We start from the raw sequence: 17,357 nt of genomic DNA, 5'->3' as shown, positions 1-17,357 counted from the left end.
CCACGTCCGGCCAGCGACACCGTTTCGGTGGCTGGCCGAAGGAACGCCGGCAACGAAGACGAGTTCCGGGCGTCTTGCGGGCAACTGCCGGGACGTGAATCCGTGCACGCATGCGCCCCGCCGACCGGCTTCGTTTCCCCAATGTACCGAGGTCGCCCTGAAAAATGGCCCTGTTGGGAATCGCGATTTGCAGGTACGCTGAGCTTCAGCCAGCAGGAAGGCTCATCGAGCGGGGGGCCTGCGGCTGAAATTTAGGTATTGAATCCGGACTTGGGGGTCCGAATTCAGTAATAACGGTTTCTTGGGGGGACCGGTATGACCCAGCCAACTTTGTTGTGGCCTTTCTCCGGCCGCACAGCTCAGGTCGAGGCTCTTGAATCGCTGCTGTCCGGTCCTGGCCGGCGAGGGGTTGTGGTTGTCGGCGAAGTTGGAGTGGGAAAGACGGCCCTGATCCAGCACGTCCTGCGACGTGTAGGAGGCCAAGCGCACGTAGTACATCTGCGCGGTTCTGCTTCACTCGAAGGCACGTCCTACGGGGCATTCAACGTCATCCTCAGCCGGCATCAAGAGGAACTGAGCCATCCTTTGCGGATCCTCAGTGGCATCGCGGATGCGATCCGAACCAAGGCGGCAGGCCGGCCCGTGATCTTGTTCCTGGACAGCGCGGAATTTCTGGACAGCCACTCCGCCCTGACCGTCGCACAGTTGACCGCAGCCGGCATCGTGACTCCGGTGGCCGCAGTCCGGGATCTGACCCACGCCCCTGAGCTGATGCGCATGTGGACTGACGGCGCACTGGAGCGGTTTGATCTGGAAGGGCTGTCGCCCGAGGAATGCCGGGAGATGCTCGCCGAAGCCCTCAGCGGCCCCATCTCAGAGACGGTCACCATGCAGCTCTGGGGAGCGTCAAGCGGCAATCCAATGCTTCTTCAGGCGCTGGCAGAGGAACAACGCGACGCCGGCCATCTGCTGCAACGCGAGGGCGTTTGGGTTTGCCGCGATGACCTGATCGAACACGGCGGACGCATCGCCGAAGTCGTGGATCTGGGTCTCGGACATCTCACCGCGGCCCAGCGTTCCCTCTTGGAAATGTGCGCGCTGGCAGGGGAACTGCCGCTGTGGGTGGCGACCGCGCTGGCAGGCCGGGACGACGTGGACCAACTGGAGGCCCGGCGTCTGGTCAGTATCAGGTTGGTCAACGGGCCGGTGCTGGCCGTGGGCAGTCGGTTCTTGAGCGAGGTCATCCGGGACAACGTGCCTCCCGGCCGGGCCAACAGACTGCTGGAGCGGCTCGAAGGACTCACCGATGACACGGGCTTAACCCCCAACGGTCGGCTCGCGCACACCCTGTGGCGGCTTGAATGCCGGAGAGACGCAGACCGTGGACTGGCCTTGGAGAGCGCCCGATTGGCGAACCGAGCAGGGGATTTCGAGACGTGCTTGCGGATTCTTGACTCGCTGGGAAACGAAAACCGCGATCCGGAAGTAACCCTGGTCCAGCTAGTTGCCCTGGTCGGTTCCGGACAGGAAAACAAAGCCCGGCAGTTGCTTGAATCGCTGGGCGCCATGCAGCTCGACCCCAGCGCACAGCTGGAACTGGACCTTGTCACGGCGGAACTGGCCGAACACGGCGGCGACCACGAATCCGCCCATCGGACGATCGCTGCAGCCAAGGACCGGATAGGAAATGTCCCAGAGGACGCCGACAAGGCGGAGCTGCGCCTTCGGATCGAGCTGGCCGAAGCCGAGTTGTTCGCGCGTGAAGGCCAGCATGCCTCATCCATTCCGGGGTTGGAGCAGGCTCGGAAGGACCTGCCAAGCAACGGTGGAGAAGATTCTCTCCGTGCGGACTGTCTCCTTGCCGAAGCCATGGCTGTGGCGGGCAGGAACGAGGAAGCGTTGCAGCTCGCCCAGACGCTTCTGGAGCGGCACAAGCGGGAGGGACACCCCGCCGAGGTACTGGAATCAGCCGCCCGGGGCCTGTCCGTAGTCCGCCTTACTGCCCGGGAATGGCAGGTGCCCGACACCGTTTCCGGGGTCGAGCAGTCTCCTGAGGCCGCACAGGGGCGCATTCCCAGCGCAATTCCCAGCGTGGCAGCGGGCGTCATGCAGGTCCATTGCGGCCGTGCAGCCCAGGCCTTGAAGACGCTCCGACCACTGACCAGCCAGTTGCGGCAGTTTGATCCTGACGGTCTCATCGGGATCGCCTCGGCTGCGGCCGCTTATGCAAGCTGCCTTTGCGGCGATGTGGAAGAAGGCCGGCAGTATCATCGCATGGCCCAGGAAAGCCGCAGCGTTCACAGCAGAGCTGCCTGGATCTTCGACTGCGACAGGGACTACTTCCTGGAGATGGCGACTGCTTCCTTCACGTCCAAAGATGTGGCCGCCGCCAAACTGCTCGAACAGGCCGAACAGCACCGCTTACGAGGGGCGCTGACCGCCGAACTGTTTGCCATCAGTGGCGCGGTGCGCCTTGGAGAATCTGAGGCCGCGGAAGAACTAGCCACCAAGGCCTCGATTGTCCAAGGTGCATTCGCCAGGATCTGCGAGCACTATGGAAAAGGATTGGCGGGCGGGGACCCTGATCAGCTGTTGTTGGCCGCCGAGCGCGCCCACCTTATCGGACATGATCTGTTTGCCCTGGACGCAGCATCGGCTGCGGTCTCGTTGGCTCAGGTCGCCAACGATGGGCCAAGGACCGCAGCGGCGAGGGCACGCACCCAGCAGTATCGGGCATTGTTGGGACCGGTCGGAGTGCAGAGTGAATCACACATCCCGCTCACCGCAAAGGAAACGGATATCGCTTTGCGCGCCGTCGGCGGCTTGACGAACCGACAGATCGCGGACGAACTCGTCGTGTCCGTCCGGACCATTGAGAGCCACTTGTACCAGATTTACGCGAAGCTGCATGTCAGTGGCAGGGCGGAGCTCTCAGATGTCCTCGAGGTGTCCTGCAAGTGAGCCCCTTCGGCGCGGGAAACGCTTCCTTCGTCGGCCGCGCCTTTTTCCGCCAAGGTCTCACGTCGAGTCTGGAATCGGATCTGGTGAATGGTGCAGTGCTCGTGGCCGAGGCCGGGATGGGAAAGTCCGCGCTCGTCCGCCACGTTCTCAAGGACCCAGCGGGTGGAACACTGGCCATCTGGATCCAAGGGTCTCCGGTTCTCAGCGCCGTCCCGTTCGGTGCGATGGCGCCGCATCTATCCCTCGGGACCTTTGCGGATGCACTCTCCGCGCTCGCCGTCCTGCGCGGATTTCGGGAGTTTTTGGAGATATTTCAAACGGGCGCTGGGGTCCGGCCAGTGGTTGTTGTTGACGATGCCCAGCATCTCGACACGGACTCCGCGTTGCTTCTGGCCCAGCTGACAGCTGCCGAAGAAGTGCGGCTTGTGGTGCTCACCCGGTCGATAACAGAGTTGCCGCATGACCTGCTCGCGTTGGGCAAGGATGGGCTGCTGCGTCGGATCGATCTGGCGCCTCTGACGGCTGCAGAGGCACACGGTCTGTGCGCTTCCCACCTGGGAGGCGATGTCCTGCCATCCGCGAGCCGATATTTCCACGCCGCGGCCGGGGGCAATCCTTTGCTCATGAAACTGCTCATTGACCGTAGCCGAAGCGTCGGCCACGTGGTGCAGCGCAAAGGGTTCTGGATGCTGTCGGGAGAACCGCCCAAGCCCGGCCGCCTGATTGGTGACCTGGTGCAGGCCCAACTGTCCAGCCGTTCCGCATCAGAGCGGATGCTGCTGGAAACTATTGGACTGGGCGAACCGGTGCCGCTTTCGGCGCTGCTGGACCTGGGCAACCCATCGGCCGTGGACGCCCTGGAAAACGACGGACTCATTACGCATGAAGGCTCGCCGACGGGCCTCACTCGGCTAACGCAGCCCCTCGTCGGCGCCGTCATCCGCGAAACCGTACCTATGGGACGCCGGATGGGCCTGAGGAATGCGCTGACCCAGGTTTTCAATCCGGAGGATGAACCCGCGGCACATACACTCCGCTGGGTCGAGTGGGCGCTTGACTGCGGTAGCCCCGTGTCCTCCAGCGGCCTCCTGCGTGCTGCAGCCGAGGCCAACCAGTTCTTCGATCCGGACTTTGCCATTCGGACTGCCACAAAGATCACGGACCCAGAGCTGGCTGTAGAGGCAACAGTTGAACTTGCCCGCGCACGGATGCTCCGAAATGAGCTCGAAGATGCGGAGGACCTTCTCAGCGGCCTCATAGCTGCTGCAACGAGTCTGCAAGCGGCTGAAGCTGCGGCGTGGATGTCGGCCAGATATGTTTTGGCGGCCAAAAAACCCGGATCACGGGTGGGGAAATACGCCGAAGAATGGCGCGCAGCGATTGAACGCATAGCGCAGCAGCCTGACAGCGATACATGCCCTGAGCAGTTGAAGATCGCCCGGGAGAGCAATCAGTTGCTGGAGTATTACGCGCTGAACTGTGAGGGCCTGTACTCACGTTCGCTGCCCGGATTGACTGCCATGGCCCAGCAGGACGCGAGTACACCGGTCAACAGAATGCTGGCGCTGGCCCTGTTGGGCGAGGCCCTGGCGTTCTCCGGAAAAACTGAATCAGGGCTCCGGGCCAGCGCTGAAGCCATGCACCTGATGGGCGCCGGCGGCCACGCCACGGCGGTTCACGCCGGGCTGGTAGTTCGCCGGCACCTGGAACTGCTGATCCTCGGGGGCAGATGGGAACAGATTGAAGCTGTCCTTGCCTTGTACCCGTTCACCGAACCGCGGGCATCGACTTACTTCGGCGGCACAGTCGGTCTGGCCCAGGCAAGGGTGCTGTGCCGGCAAGGCCGGTTTGACCTGGCGTTGCCGCAGATCGGCATGAGCATCGAAGCACTGCACCAACATGACATGGAACAGCTGTTGCCACTGGCCCTGGGATTGGGCGCATACGCCGCGGCTGTCTGCGGCGAAAGAGAACTGGCTGAACGCTACAGCGACGAATTCGAGGCGGGGCGTGCCACCGGTCATGCCCCCACGTTGATGCTCGGCCGCTGTTACGTTGTGGCGGCGCGGGCAGCCATGGACGAAAACTCCGCGGAGCTGATGAAACTGGCGGACCAGTTAGCCTCCCTCGGGCTGGTCGCCGTCGAAACACAAGCTCTGGAGCTGGGCCTTCATTTAGGACGCGTCGACCTGCTGCTCCGCCTTGCGGAGACCCCGGATCAGGGGGAGGGGGCGGACCGCAGGATTCTGGTCCGCATGGCGAAGGCCTACGTCGAAGGAGACGTTGAAGCCATGGTCTCCGCTGCAGCCGAGGCCACCGAAGGCGGCTATACGCTGATTGCTGCCGCCTGTTTGGACAGCGCCCTAGCGTACGCGCAGGAGCTGCCCCGCCATCCTCAGCTCGCCAAGGTGCGCCGGGACATCATTGCCGCCAGAGAGCAGCTGTCGGAGGTTCCCAAGCCCGTACCGGCCCTGGCGGCAGGAGCACTGCCGCAGCTAACCCGCAGGGAGTCGGCGATAGCTGCACTGGTGCGGCGCGGTGCTTCGAACAGGGAAATCGCCAATGAGCTCTCCGTGTCCACACGCACGGTGGAAGGCCATCTTTACCGGATGTTTTCGAAGCTGGGTATCAGCCGACGGGAAGATCTTCCCAAACTGATCGGCAAATAGACGTACCGCCACGAGCGCTGCCCGCGCTTGGGTTGCCCCTGACAGGCCGCTGGGCATTTTTGGTGAATCGTACTTCCGAGTACCCGTCCGCCGGTACTGAGTGGGAGCCCCCGGATGGCCCAAAGACTTCAGATAAAACCCAGTGGTGAGTACTCGTGAGAGCCCATGACCGGATCCGTAGGCTTCTGGACACGAAGAACTTCTCAAACGGTTTTCCTGTTTGTGGGGGTTTAGCTGGGGGTAGTTGGGGTTTTGAAATGATCGATGGTCTTTTCGGGGGAAAAGTGCGGCCCGGCCGCTCTCCCATCCTTAATCTCGCGTGTTCTGCCGGCCGGTGGGGGGATACCCGCCGGGAGCACGCAGATCGCCCTGCCTGCCGCTGCCATAACGCAGCCGAGCCGAGCCAGGGCCCCCAATACGGAGCCGGCGGCGCATGGGCTTGAATTCAAAGCCCTGCCCCCAGCCGCCGCCGGCTCCTTACACGTCCAGACCGGGAGGCCGCCCCGGTTCCAGTTCTCGACGCTCAGGCTGAGGGAGAATTGCTGTGCATAGTCCTATGACCTTGACCCGCGAATTAGGCTTTCGCACCGTCGTCCCGCGACCGCAGACAAGGGCTGCGGTTCATTCCGGAGTTGCGTGGCGCCGGCGCTACCTGCTGATGCTCCGACTCACGGATGGTTTGCTGATCGCCGCGACGATGGTGGCTTCGACGATCTGGCTGGATTCGGCCGGCGAGCAATCGTCACGAGCCGTCCTCGGCCCCGCCGCGGTTGCGGGATTCATCGCCGTGGTGTGGTTCGGGATGACCAGCCTGATGCGCACCCGGGATCCCAGGCTGATCGGCGTCGGTGCGGGCGAGTACAAGCGCGTCGTGGACGCCAGCGCAGCGACGTTCGGACTGGTGGCTGTGTGCTACGTGTTCCTGGACGCTCCCGGCCCGCGCGGATTCTTCTTCCTGACCTGGCCCGCGGGGCTGATCTTGCTACTGGCGGGGCGATGGTCCTGGCGGCGCTGGCTCAACTACCAGAGCCGCTTCGGGCACTATCTGTCCAAGGTCATCGTGATGGGGAACCGCCACGACGTGGGCTACGTGGTGGCGCAAATCGCCCGAAAATCCGGTGCCGCCTACGACGTCGTCGGTGTGGCGCTGGAAGGAAAGCTGAAGTTCCCGGCCCTGCAGGTCGGAAAGAACGCCGTGCCTGTCCTGGGGAATCTGGATACGATCCAAGACGCCGTAGCTGCCAGCGGCGCCGACGCGGTCATAGTCGCCGGACAATTACACCGCGGGAACGGGTACATCCAGCGGCTCAGCTGGGACCTGGAGAAGACCTCCACCGAACTGGTAGTTGCCTCCGCCCTCACCAACGTGGCCGGACCGCGCATTCGCGTTCGGCCGGTTGAAGGCCTGCCGTTGATGCATGTCGAACTGCCGTCATTCACCGGTGGCCGGCACGTCATCAAGCGCTGTCTCGACGTCGTTGGATCACTCATCGCGCTGACCATCCTTGCCCCGGTCATCGCCATCCTGGTGGCGGCCGTGAAGCTGGACAGCCGCGGCCCTGGCTTTTTCGTCCAAGAGCGAGTGGGCAAGGGCGGACGGACCTTCCGGATGTACAAGCTGCGCTCGATGGTGGACAGCGCAGAAGACGAACTTGCACAACTCAAGCATTTGAACGAAGGCAACTCAGTCCTCTTCAAGCTTCGGGACGACCCCAGGGTCACCCGGGTTGGCCGCTGGATCCGGAAGTATTCGCTGGACGAGTTGCCGCAGCTATACAACGTCTTGCGAGGGGACATGTCCCTGGTGGGTCCGCGCCCGCCTCTGCACGATGAAGTCAGCAAATACGAAACCCATACCCACCGGCGCCTCTTCATCAAGCCGGGCTGCACCGGACTGTGGCAGATCAACGGACGCTCTGACCTGAACTGGGAGGAGAGCGTCCGACTGGACCTCTATTACGTGGAGAACTGGTCGGTCTTGGGCGACCTGATCATCATGTGGCGGACAGCGAAAGTCATGCTGAATCCCGTGGGGGCCTACTGATGAAAAGAGGTGGGCGCCTCATGGCCGCCGCAGCCCTGATCGCCGCCTTGACCGCGTGTTCCAATGCAGCCGCCGTCGCAGAGCAGCACCCGGGGCCGGGAACCGCAGGCGCTTCGGCGGCGCCAATCGATGACCCCAGACCGAGTCCGGAAGCAGGGCAGCCTAAGGGCCCCATCGGGGGCCCTGCCTACGAGGCCAAGAAGCCCGGGTTCGCCATGGTTGACCGCGGGAAGAGCGGGAAGCAGAAACGAATAGCGGTCTCAGCCGCCAGTTTCGCCGGCCAAGCGAAGTACGACGACGGGGTCACCGTTTCGACCGGCAACTTCAGCGAGGGAGTGGTCACCGAGCAGGGCGCCGGCGCGATGACCGGGGCACGCTACGTGCGCTTCACGGTCACGGTCCGCAACGGTTCGGCGGAAACGCTGGATCTAGCGGCAGTAGTGCCCACTCTGCTGTACGGCTCCGATCAGATACCGGCCGCGCCGCTTTACACCGGCGTCCAGGTAGCGGATCTGGTCGGCACCGTGGCTGCCGGCGCTTCGGCGGAAGGAACGTATGCCTTCTTGGTCCCTGAGGATGCACCGAAAACGGTGCTGTACCTTGACCTCAACGGCACCCACGCTCCGGCCTCCTTCACGGGTGATCTGCCATGATCGCCAGGCGGATACCTGCTTCCCTGACCGGCGCCTTTTGGGCGCTGGCTGCCCAAGGCAGCCAGGCAGTCGGCAGTTTCCTGATTATGGCCCTTGCGGCCAGGACTCTGGGGATCGAAGAGCTGGGCAAACTGGGCGTCCTTTACGGTGTGCTGGTGCTCTGCGCGGCGACGACGAGCGGTTTTGTTGGAGATTCCCTCACCGTGCTGGACCGCTCGGGCAGAAGACTCCGGGCCGGGATGCAGCTGTGGCTGCTGACGTTGAGCTGTGCCTGCGGTGTCCTGGTGCCGGTCGTTAGCCTCACCATCGGCTTCGTGTCCGGAATGGAAGCACTACTGCTCGGCCTGGCCGTTGCGGCGTACCTTGTGGAGGATGTGCTCCGTCGGCTGCTGATGGCACATCTCGGCTTCGCGCGGATTGTCGTGATGGATCTGTCGGTCACCTGCGTCGCACTGTCCATAGTGTGGCTGCAGAATGTGAACGGGCAGCCGTCGCTGACCGGATACCTGGCCGCGATCGCCTGCGGCCAGGCAGCGGGAATAGTTGTAGGCGCACTGCTGGTCCCGGGGCCGGACCGCTACCTGGTGCGGCTCAACGGCGCGGATTGGAAAGCCGTGGCAGCCTACGGATCGTGGCGAGCGGCCCAGCAGATGCTTCGACCGGGCCTCATGACCTCCACGCGGCTGGCGCTCCTGGTTCTGGTCTCACTCGCGGCCACGGGCCAACTGGAGATTGCGCGTATTTACGCGGCTCCGGCCATGCTTTTCGTGGGCGGGATTTCTTCCTACCTCTTCGCGGCCTACGCGAAGAACAGGGCCTCCACGGTTGCAGCCCTGCTGGCGCAAGCCGACCGCGCCATCCTCGCGGTTCTGGGCATCACTGCCGCAGGCGCTGCCCTAGCGCTGTGGGCGCTGCCCGTTGCCGGACCGCTGGCAACTGGCCAGACCCCCAACTTCCTCGCAGTTGCCGGCTGGCTGGCCTATGCCGCCTCAGTGGCCCTCGTTTCGCCCTATGGGGCACTGGCTGCCATCAAGGGGAGCGCCAAGCGTGTTTTCGCGCTGCGGTTGGCTGACACGGTCCTGTCGCTGGCCTGCGTTGTTCTGGTCTTGCACCTGACCGGGGAATTCGCGCTTGCTCCGTGGGCAGCGGCGCTGGGGTCAGCCCTCGGCGGTGTCGCCATTCGACTTCTTCTGTTGGTTCCGCTGACACGGGACGAGATGCGGACAGCCCGCATAACGTCACCTTACGAAAGGCAGTCGGGTACGCATGTCTGAATCTAAACGGCACGTCGATGTTTACCCCGGCGCCTCCGCCAGTCGGGGACGTATCCGGCGCAGCCAGGTGCTCCTTGTCGCTGGCGCCATGCTGGCCAGCCTGTTTGCCGCATTACCGGCGCACGCTGCGGACTCAACGCAGGAAGGCACGGTGCTGCCGCAGACGGTGAGCGCGGACGTCTTACCCACCCCTCAAATCAACGGCGTCGTCTGGAGCACCGCGGTGAACGGGAACACCGCCTACGCCGTCGGCAGCTTTACCCGGGCCCGGCCGTCCGGGGTTGCCGCCGGCGGCGCAGGCGAAGTCCTCCGGAATAACGCCATGGCGTTTGAGATCAGCACCGGGAAAATCCTGCCGTGGAATCCGAACCTGAATGCCCAGGGCAAAGAGGTGGAAATCAGCCCGGACAAGACGCAGATTTTCGTCGGCGGGGACTTCAGCGCGGTCGGCGGCCAGCCGCGCAGCAAGATCGCAACATTTGACCTCGGCACAGGGGCTCTGCAAAGCTTCGGCACCAGCGTCGGCGGCCAGGTGGAGACCATCTCCGTCACCGGGAGCACGGTCTACATCGGCGGCTCCTTCGGCAGCGCGGGAGGCCAGCCCCGACAGAATGTCGCTGCCCTCAATCGATCCAACGGCGCGCTCCTGCCGTGGGCTCCAGCCGCGGACAGCATCGTGCACGGCGTCATCGCCTCGGCCGACAACAGCCGGGTCGTTATTGGAGGCCGGTTCCAGAATCTCAATGGCGAGCGCAAAATCGGCATCGGGGCCGTCAACGGAATCACTGGTGCATCGCTGCCCTGGAGCAGCACTCCGATCCCGCAAACCCGAGGCGTCGACACCTCGTGGGTAACCCAGATGATCGAAAAGGACGGGGTTGTCTACGCCGGGGCCAACGGAATGGGCGGGCACTGGTTCGACGGCCGGTTCGCCGCCGACTTCGCGACCGGCGACCTGATCTGGATGGACAACTGCTACGGCTCCACCTCAGACATCGCGGTGATGGACCAGGTCATGTACAGCGTCTCGCACGCGCATGACTGTTCTTCGCTGGGCGAGTTCCCGGAGGAGGATCCGCAGGTCTGGAAGCGGGCGCTCGCGGAGACCACCTTTGCTACCGGAACGGACCAAGCGCCGCCGGGCAGCAACAGTACATACTCCGGCCAGCCTGTTCCCACGCTGCTGCACTGGTATCCGGCACTCAACACCGGCTTCTTCACCGGCCAATACCAAGGCGGGTGGGCGCTGGCCAACAACGACACCTATCTGGTGGCCGGCGGAGAGTTCACCACGGTGAACGGCGTCGCGCAGCAGGGGCTGGCCGTCTTTGCTTCCCGCACCGTCGCACCGAACAAGATCCGGCCCGAGTACACCGCCGACCTCAAGCCGTCGACCGTTTCGCTCTCGGCCGGATCTGTCCGCGTCGCCTGGCCCACCACCTGGGACTACGACGACGCAACGCTGACCTACGAAGTCCTGCGGGACAACAGCCTCACGGCCATCGCGACCCTGAACGAACCCTCCATCTGGTGGAAGAAAAAGTCCATCGGTTTCATCGACACGGGGCGGACGCCGGGGGCCACACACACTTATCGAATCAGGGTCAAGGATCCCGCCGGCAATGAGTACATCGGGCCGCGGTCCGCCCCGGTGACGGTAGCCGCCACGGCGCCGAACGCTTACGGCGACGTCATCAAGGCGGACGGGGCATCCACCTACTATCCGCTGAATGAAACCTCCGGCACAGTCGCCTTCGACCATGCCGGGTTCAACGACGGCGATGCCGGCGACGGGGTCACCCGCCCCGTCGAAGGGGCGATGCCCGGCGACACCGCAGCAGGCTTCAGCGGTGCCGGCACGGCGTCGATCGCCACCCGGAACTTCGCCCCGGCACCGGATACCTTCTCGCTGGAGACCTGGTTCCAGACCACGTCCACCAGGGGCGGCAAGATCGCGGGCTATGGCAATACGCGCACCGGTGACTCGGGCAGCTATGACCGCCACGTCTGGATGGATAATTCCGGCCGGCTGTGGTTTGGAACCTGGCTGGGCTATGCCGCCACGGTGAACTCGTCGAAGAGCTACAACGACGGCCAATGGCACCAGCTGACTGCCACCCTGGGGCCCCAGGGCATGGTGCTTTATGTTGACGGCGTGCGCGTGGCCGATCGCTCAGATGTGACCTCCGGGCAGAAATACGGTGGCTACTGGCGGATTGGCGGCGACAATCTCAACGGGTGGCCGAGCCAGCCGAGCTCGAGCCGCTTCACCGGCAACCTCGACGACGTGGCCATCTATCCGACAGTGCTTGACCGGCTGACCGTGGCCAACCATTATCGGGCCAGCGGGCGCACGCCGGACATCGCTCCGGTGCCGACGGACGGGTACGGGGCCGCGGTGTACGCTGACGATCCTTCCCTCTACTGGCGGCTCGAGGACGCCAGCGGTCCCACCGCAGCGGACACCAGCCTGTACGGCAACCCGGCCCGCGTCGCGGGCGGTGTCACGGTGGGAGTGCCCGGCGTCATCAGCGGACCGGGCGGCAAAGCGTTCGCCTTTGACGGCGCCAGCGGCATGGCCGCCGCCAGCAGCGCCGTCAACAACCCCAGGGTGTACTCCGCGGAAGCGTGGTTCAAGACCGGCACCGTCCGGGGCGGCAAGATCATCGGCTTCGGCAACTCGAACACCGGGCTCTCCAACAGCTACGATCGCCACGTCTATATGCGCGACGACGGAAAACTGACCTTCGGCACGTATACCGGAGCGATGAACACCATCACCACCGCACTGCCGTACAACGACGACAAGTGGCACCACGTGGTGGCGACCCAGTCCGGGGCGGGCATGAAGCTGTATGTGGACGGGATGCTGACCGGCTCACATCCGCAGACCGCCGCCGAACCCTACACCGGCTACTGGCGCATCGGCGGGGATCGGGTCTGGGACGGGGCCTCCAGCGGCTATTTCGCGGGGACCATAGATGAAGCCGCGGTCTATTCGACCTCCCTGACCCTGGAACAGGTGCAGGCGCACTACGCCTTCGGCGGCACCCTGAACAAGGCCCCGGTCGCCGACTTCACCAGCGTCGTGGACGGCAAGAACGTGGTCTTCGATGCCCGGGACTCCTCCGACGCAGACGGCCGGATTGTCGCTTACAGTTGGGACTTTGGCGACGGTACAACGGGTGAAGGGGCCGGCATCCAGCACCTCTACAACGAGGTGGGAACGTTCACGGTCACCCTGACTGTCAAGGACGATGGCGGTGCCACGGCGAGCAAGCAGGCGGAGGTGACCACCGTCCGACCGAACGCGGCTCCGACGGCGGCTTTGACCAGTACCTCCACCGGGCTACGGGTTTCTTTCGACGCCACCGGCTCGGCAGATTCCGACGGCACGATCGCCGGCTATGCCTGGGACTTTGGCGACGGCAGTACGGGGACCGGCGTCGACCCAGTCCACCGCTATGCAGCCGGCGGCGAATACCAGGTAACCCTGACCGTTACGGACAATGACGGAGCGTCGGCCGCCGCCACGGTTCAGTTGGTGGTGGCTAATGCCGAGCCGTCCGCGGTGTTTAGCTTCAGCACCGATGGGCTGGACGCTGCCTTCGATGCGGGCGGATCGGACGATCCGGATGGCGGGGTTTCCGGGTACGCCTGGGATTTCGGTGACGGCAGTACCGGTAGCGGCAAGACAGTCTCCCATCGCTATGCACAGGCCGGCACCTATGAAGCAGTGCTCACCGTGACTGACGACTTGGGCGCCAGGAGTACGGCGAGCCAAAGCGTGACCGTGAACGTGCCCGAAGGGCCCGGCGCTGTCTTCAGCAAGGAGGTCACCGGCAGGACCATCCGGCTGGACGCGTCCGGCTCCGGTTCGCCCAACGGCACGGTGACCGGTTACGCGTGGGACTTCGGCGACGGCGAGCGCGCTGCTGGCGCCACGGTCAGCCACGCCTTCGCTGCCGACGGCACCTACACGGTCACCCTCGTGGTGACGGGCAGCAACGGCGGGACCAGCAGCTATTCCGAAGAGATCACCGTCGCCAATGCTGCTCCGGTGGCCGTCTACCAGTCCACGGCGGACGGGCTAAACGTCGCTTTTGACGCCGCCGGATCCAGCGATCCGGACGGCACGGTGGAATCCTACGCCTGGGACTTCGGCGACGGCAGCCAGGGAACGGGGGCCACGGTCGAGCACCAGTACGGCGCTTCAGGCGACTACGAGGTGACCCTGACCGTTACCGACAACGCCGGCGCCGAGGCAACGGTCACCGGGACCGTTTCCGTGGAGGGCAGCCAGGGTCCGCTCACCTACGCGCAGGATTCGTTCGGCCGCAACGCCACGGGCGGTTGGGGCCAAGCGGACCAAGGCGGAGCCTGGCAGCGCCTGGGATCGGCCGCCAACTTGAGCGTGACAGACGGCCAAGGCAAGCTGCGGATGGGCAGCCCGGGTGCCGGGCCGAGGGTCACTTTGCCGGGAGTCGAGGCCAGCGACACGGAAATCGCCGTCCAGCTTGGCAACGACAAGGCCGCCACCGGAGGCGGTGTCTACAACCACATCGTGGTCCGCGAGGTTCCGGACGTGGGCAGATACGAGGCGGCCGTGCGGTTCCGCGCCAGCGGCCAAGTAGCGGTCAGCCTGTACCGCGTCCTCAACGGCGTGGAAACGTTCATCGCCAACGAGACGGTCATTTCCGGCCTCACGATCCAGCCAGGGGACCTGCTGAACGCCAGAGTGCAGGCAACCGGGACGTCGCCGACCCAGATACGCTTCAAGATTTGGGGCCAGGGCTCCTCCGAACCCGGGCAGTGGCAGTTGACCGCGGCCGACTCGACGTCCGCCCTGCAGGTGCCGGGACGGATCGGACTCGGAGCCTACCTGTCAGGCTCGGCCACCAACGCACCGGTCCACTCCCTATGGGACAACCTGTGGGTGGGCCAGACCAGGGCCGAGTGATACCAACGAACACACTCGCCGGCCGGTCGTCGATGGCGCGACCGGCCGGACGGGACTAAGGAGGAAGGTAACGGTGCGGAAACGCACCCGCCGCCGGTGTGCCGCGGGTGCTATGTTGTGTACACCTCCGGTTGGGGCACTGGAAAGGTGGGAGCAATGGATTTGCGCGACTACGGCCGGGCATTCGTGAGCCGCTGGGTCATCATCCTTGTCTTGACGCTGGCAGGCATCGCCGGTGCCTTGGCAGCAAGCAATGCAATGCCCCGGGTCTACGAGGCGCATGCCACCTTGTTCGTGAAGGTTGAAACAGGCTCGGGTTCGGCCTATGAAAGATCCCAGTTCAGCCTGCAACGGGTCAAGTCCTATCCGAGCCTGGTCAAGAGCCCGGAAGTCTTGGAACCGGTGATCCGCGAACTGGACCTCGATCTCAGCCTGAGCGAACTCAGGGACAGCATTGCGGCGGACAACCCGTTGGAGACGGTCTTCCTCAACGTCAGCGCCGAGTCGTCCGAACCGCAAATGGCGGCGGACATCGCCAATGCGGTGGCAGAACACCTGGGCCAGCACATCCAGCGGCTGGAAACCACATCCGGAGACAGCAGGGTTACCGTCGTCCCGGAGCTGACAGTCCCGGCCTCGGCGCCGTCCAGCCCTGCTTCGCCGCGGACCGTTTTGAATGTGGCCGTGGGAGCGCTGGTCGGACTGTCCGGCGGCCTGCTGTTCGCCATCGCTGCCTTCCGGCTAGACTCCCGCCTTCGAACCAGCCGAGACGTTCAGTCCGCCGTCGGCATGGCGGTAGTGGGGCAGCTTCCCCGCTACCGCGGCCGGGACGGTAAACCGGGCGAGTGGCCTAGCAACAGCAAGCATTGGTTGGCGCACCGCGAACTCCTCACCAACCTGCTGCTGGCGGGGCGAACGGCGCTGCCGCCATTGCTGTTGTTGGTACCTGCTTCCACGCGCGCCGGCGCTACTTTCCAACGCAGGAACTTCGCGCTTATGGTGGCGGAGCTGGGTAAGGACGTCTGCGTTTTGGAGGCGGACTCCACGCTGCCGCCGGCCTTCGGACACGAACAAGACGGCGCTGGGCTGACCGAAGTCCTCAGCGGGAAGACGAACCTGCCCGCCGTCATCAGGACCACCGAGTCCGAGTCCGTCTCCTATATCTTGCCGGGCAGTTCTGCGAACACGAAGGGCCGCAGCCTCGACAGGGCGCGCCAAGCCGTGCCCGTCCTGGACGAACTCAAGGTGCGATTCGACATGACGCTGGCCGAAAGCGCCGTAACGTCCAGCCCCTTGAACGCGCAGCAGTTGGCTCCTTCCGCGGACTACACGCTGGTGATCTGCCGCTACGGCAAGACCAAGAGGGACGATTTGCGCCGGACTTTTGCGGAACTGGCCGCGGCCGGGAGTTCGCCGCAAGGAGTGGTCATGACGGGGGTGCCGTTGCGCAGGCGGCCTTCCGCCGTGCCGCTCATCCATCAGGCGGAGGCAGTGGCCGGCCGGCATTCGCGGGTCCGCGACGCTGACGTGAATGCCTGAAACCGGCGTCAAGCGGGCAGTTGTCCCGTTTTTGATCTGGCTGCTCGTGGTCGTCAGCCTGGTGCGTTGGCGTCAGGGCAGCATCTACAGCGGAGGCGCCGATCCGGTTGTGGTGATCAAGGCAATGATCCAGTGCGTCGCCCTGCTGGCAGCCGTGGTTGTGCTCATCCGTACCCCGGTGCGGCAACCAGTGGGCGGACGCTCCCTGGGCCTGTTGCTGTTAATCGTGGCGGTATCATCGATCGGCGCCTACGCTCAGGGCACCACGGCGCCTTCCACGGTACTGGCGCTGCGCGTGGTGCTGCTGGCCGCTACCGTGATCATGCTGCTGCTCTCGTTTCCCGCCCGGTTGGCGGTGAAAACACTGCTGGCGGCCATGGCGGTGGTGGGAGCATTCAGCGCCATCACCGGCCTCGGGCTGATGCTCTCCGGGGGAAGGCTGGGCGGAGGCATCCCGCCGTTGTCGCCCAACGACATTGCCTCGCTGTGCGGCCTTCCCGCCCTGGGCGTGCTGCACGAGATCGTCCACGGGCGCGGCTCGGGCAAACTCGTGGCTGTTTTCGCCGGGCTTTCGGGCCTGGTTTTGGCCACCGGATCCAGGACGGCACTGTTCGCTTTGGTCGCAGCGATGCTTGTGGTGCTGCTGCAGGTGCGCAGGCCACCGATCGCCGTCGCCGCCATGGTGCTCATCGCGGTGCCCACCGCCGTCGCAATCATCGCGTACACGCCTACCCTGGCCAACATCGTGACCAGGGGGGACAGCTCGTCGCTGGTCACACTCAATTCCCGCACCATCAGCTGGGAAGCGGTGCTGGAGATCCCCTTCCATACCTGGCAAAGGTGGCTGGGCAGCGGGCTCTCGGTGAAGCAGATTGCGGTGGCCGGCCAATACTGGGATGAGCAGGTTTTCGACTCCAGCTGGATCTCCGCGCTGGCCCAGGCCGGGCTGGTCGGAACTGCGCTGCTGGCCGTGTGGGTGGTGCTCACCTGCTGGGACAGCCTGCGCACGCCACACCTCGGCACGTTCACCAACGGGGCGCTGCTGTTCATCCTGTTCCGCAGCGTGACCGAGAACGGACTGGTTGATGCCAGCGTAGACTTCGTGGTTTTCTTCACCTTGTCCGTGCTGCTGGAAAAGGCCAGCGCAGGCAGCCCGCCGGGTGCAGCGGCCGGCTCCGCTTTCCCGGGTCCGAAGGAATACCCCGCCACGTCACCATCCCGGTTCTGAGGCCCCGGCCTTTGAGGCCTCGGCCCTGA

General features: G+C 64.7%; 8 protein-coding genes. All 8 read left to right on the top strand.

Translation table 11 applies throughout. From position 1 onward, the window contains the following. The first annotated feature begins 315 nt into the window (after positions 1 to 315). The 8 genes from E4J89_RS01305 to E4J89_RS01270 all read left to right on the top strand — a co-directional run bounded on the left by E4J89_RS01305 (position 316) and on the right by E4J89_RS01270 (position 17,328). Positions 316 to 2,961, top strand: a complete 2,646-nt coding sequence (locus E4J89_RS01305) for a LuxR C-terminal-related transcriptional regulator (RefSeq protein ID WP_136784285.1) — start codon at positions 316 to 318, stop codon at positions 2,959 to 2,961. Next, positions 2,958 to 5,630, top strand: coding sequence for a LuxR C-terminal-related transcriptional regulator (locus E4J89_RS01300; protein ID WP_136784284.1), 2,673 nt, complete (start codon positions 2,958 to 2,960; stop codon positions 5,628 to 5,630). Before E4J89_RS01305 ends, E4J89_RS01300 begins: the two co-directional genes overlap by 4 nt. 658 nt (positions 5,631 to 6,288) lie before the next feature. Further along, a complete protein-coding gene (locus tag E4J89_RS01295) occupies positions 6,289 to 7,674 on the top strand; it encodes a sugar transferase (RefSeq protein WP_240691618.1) in 1,386 nt (461 codons plus the stop codon). A 20-nt stretch (positions 7,675 to 7,694) separates the two neighbouring features. After that, entirely contained in the window at positions 7,695 to 8,327 is a 633-nt protein-coding gene (locus E4J89_RS01290) for a DUF4352 domain-containing protein (RefSeq protein ID WP_136784282.1), read from the top strand. Beyond that, on the top strand, positions 8,324 to 9,601 hold the full coding sequence (locus E4J89_RS01285) for a hypothetical protein (RefSeq protein ID WP_136784281.1): 1,278 nt from the start codon (positions 8,324 to 8,326) through the stop codon (positions 9,599 to 9,601). The genes E4J89_RS01290 and E4J89_RS01285 overlap by 4 nt, the downstream gene beginning before the upstream one ends. Then, positions 9,594 to 14,561, top strand: a complete 4,968-nt coding sequence (locus E4J89_RS01280; protein ID WP_136784280.1) for a LamG domain-containing protein — start codon at positions 9,594 to 9,596, stop codon at positions 14,559 to 14,561. The genes E4J89_RS01285 and E4J89_RS01280 overlap by 8 nt, the downstream gene beginning before the upstream one ends. Positions 14,562 to 14,717: 156 nt before the next feature. Then, positions 14,718 to 16,100 carry a Wzz/FepE/Etk N-terminal domain-containing protein gene (locus E4J89_RS01275; RefSeq protein ID WP_136784279.1) on the top strand — a complete coding sequence of 461 codons (1,383 nt, stop codon included), beginning with the start codon at positions 14,718 to 14,720 and terminating at the stop codon, positions 16,098 to 16,100. Further along, positions 16,093 to 17,328, top strand: a complete 1,236-nt coding sequence (locus tag E4J89_RS01270) for an O-antigen ligase family protein (RefSeq protein ID WP_136784278.1) — start codon at positions 16,093 to 16,095, stop codon at positions 17,326 to 17,328. Before E4J89_RS01275 ends, E4J89_RS01270 begins: the two co-directional genes overlap by 8 nt. The last annotated feature ends 29 nt before the right edge of the window (positions 17,329 to 17,357 follow it).

This window comes from Arthrobacter sp. CAU 1506, assembly GCF_005047635.1.
GTDB lineage: Bacteria > Actinomycetota > Actinomycetes > Actinomycetales > Micrococcaceae > Crystallibacter.
The sequence above is the reverse complement of the archived record's forward strand: the minus strand, read 5'-3'. Positions and strand labels throughout refer to the sequence as shown.

Coding starts and splice junctions, on each gene's coding strand:
- E4J89_RS01305 (WP_136784285.1), top strand. CDS start 316: ATGACCCAGCCAACTTTGTTGTGGCCTTTCTCCGGCCGCACAGCTCAG.
- E4J89_RS01295 (WP_240691618.1), top strand. CDS start 6,289: ATGCTCCGACTCACGGATGGTTTGCTGATCGCCGCGACGATGGTGGCT.
- E4J89_RS01290 (WP_136784282.1), top strand. CDS start 7,695: ATGGCCGCCGCAGCCCTGATCGCCGCCTTGACCGCGTGTTCCAATGCA.
- E4J89_RS01285 (WP_136784281.1), top strand. CDS start 8,324: ATGATCGCCAGGCGGATACCTGCTTCCCTGACCGGCGCCTTTTGGGCG.
- E4J89_RS01280 (WP_136784280.1), top strand. CDS start 9,594: ATGTCTGAATCTAAACGGCACGTCGATGTTTACCCCGGCGCCTCCGCC.
- E4J89_RS01275 (WP_136784279.1), top strand. CDS start 14,718: ATGGATTTGCGCGACTACGGCCGGGCATTCGTGAGCCGCTGGGTCATC.
- E4J89_RS01270 (WP_136784278.1), top strand. CDS start 16,093: ATGCCTGAAACCGGCGTCAAGCGGGCAGTTGTCCCGTTTTTGATCTGG.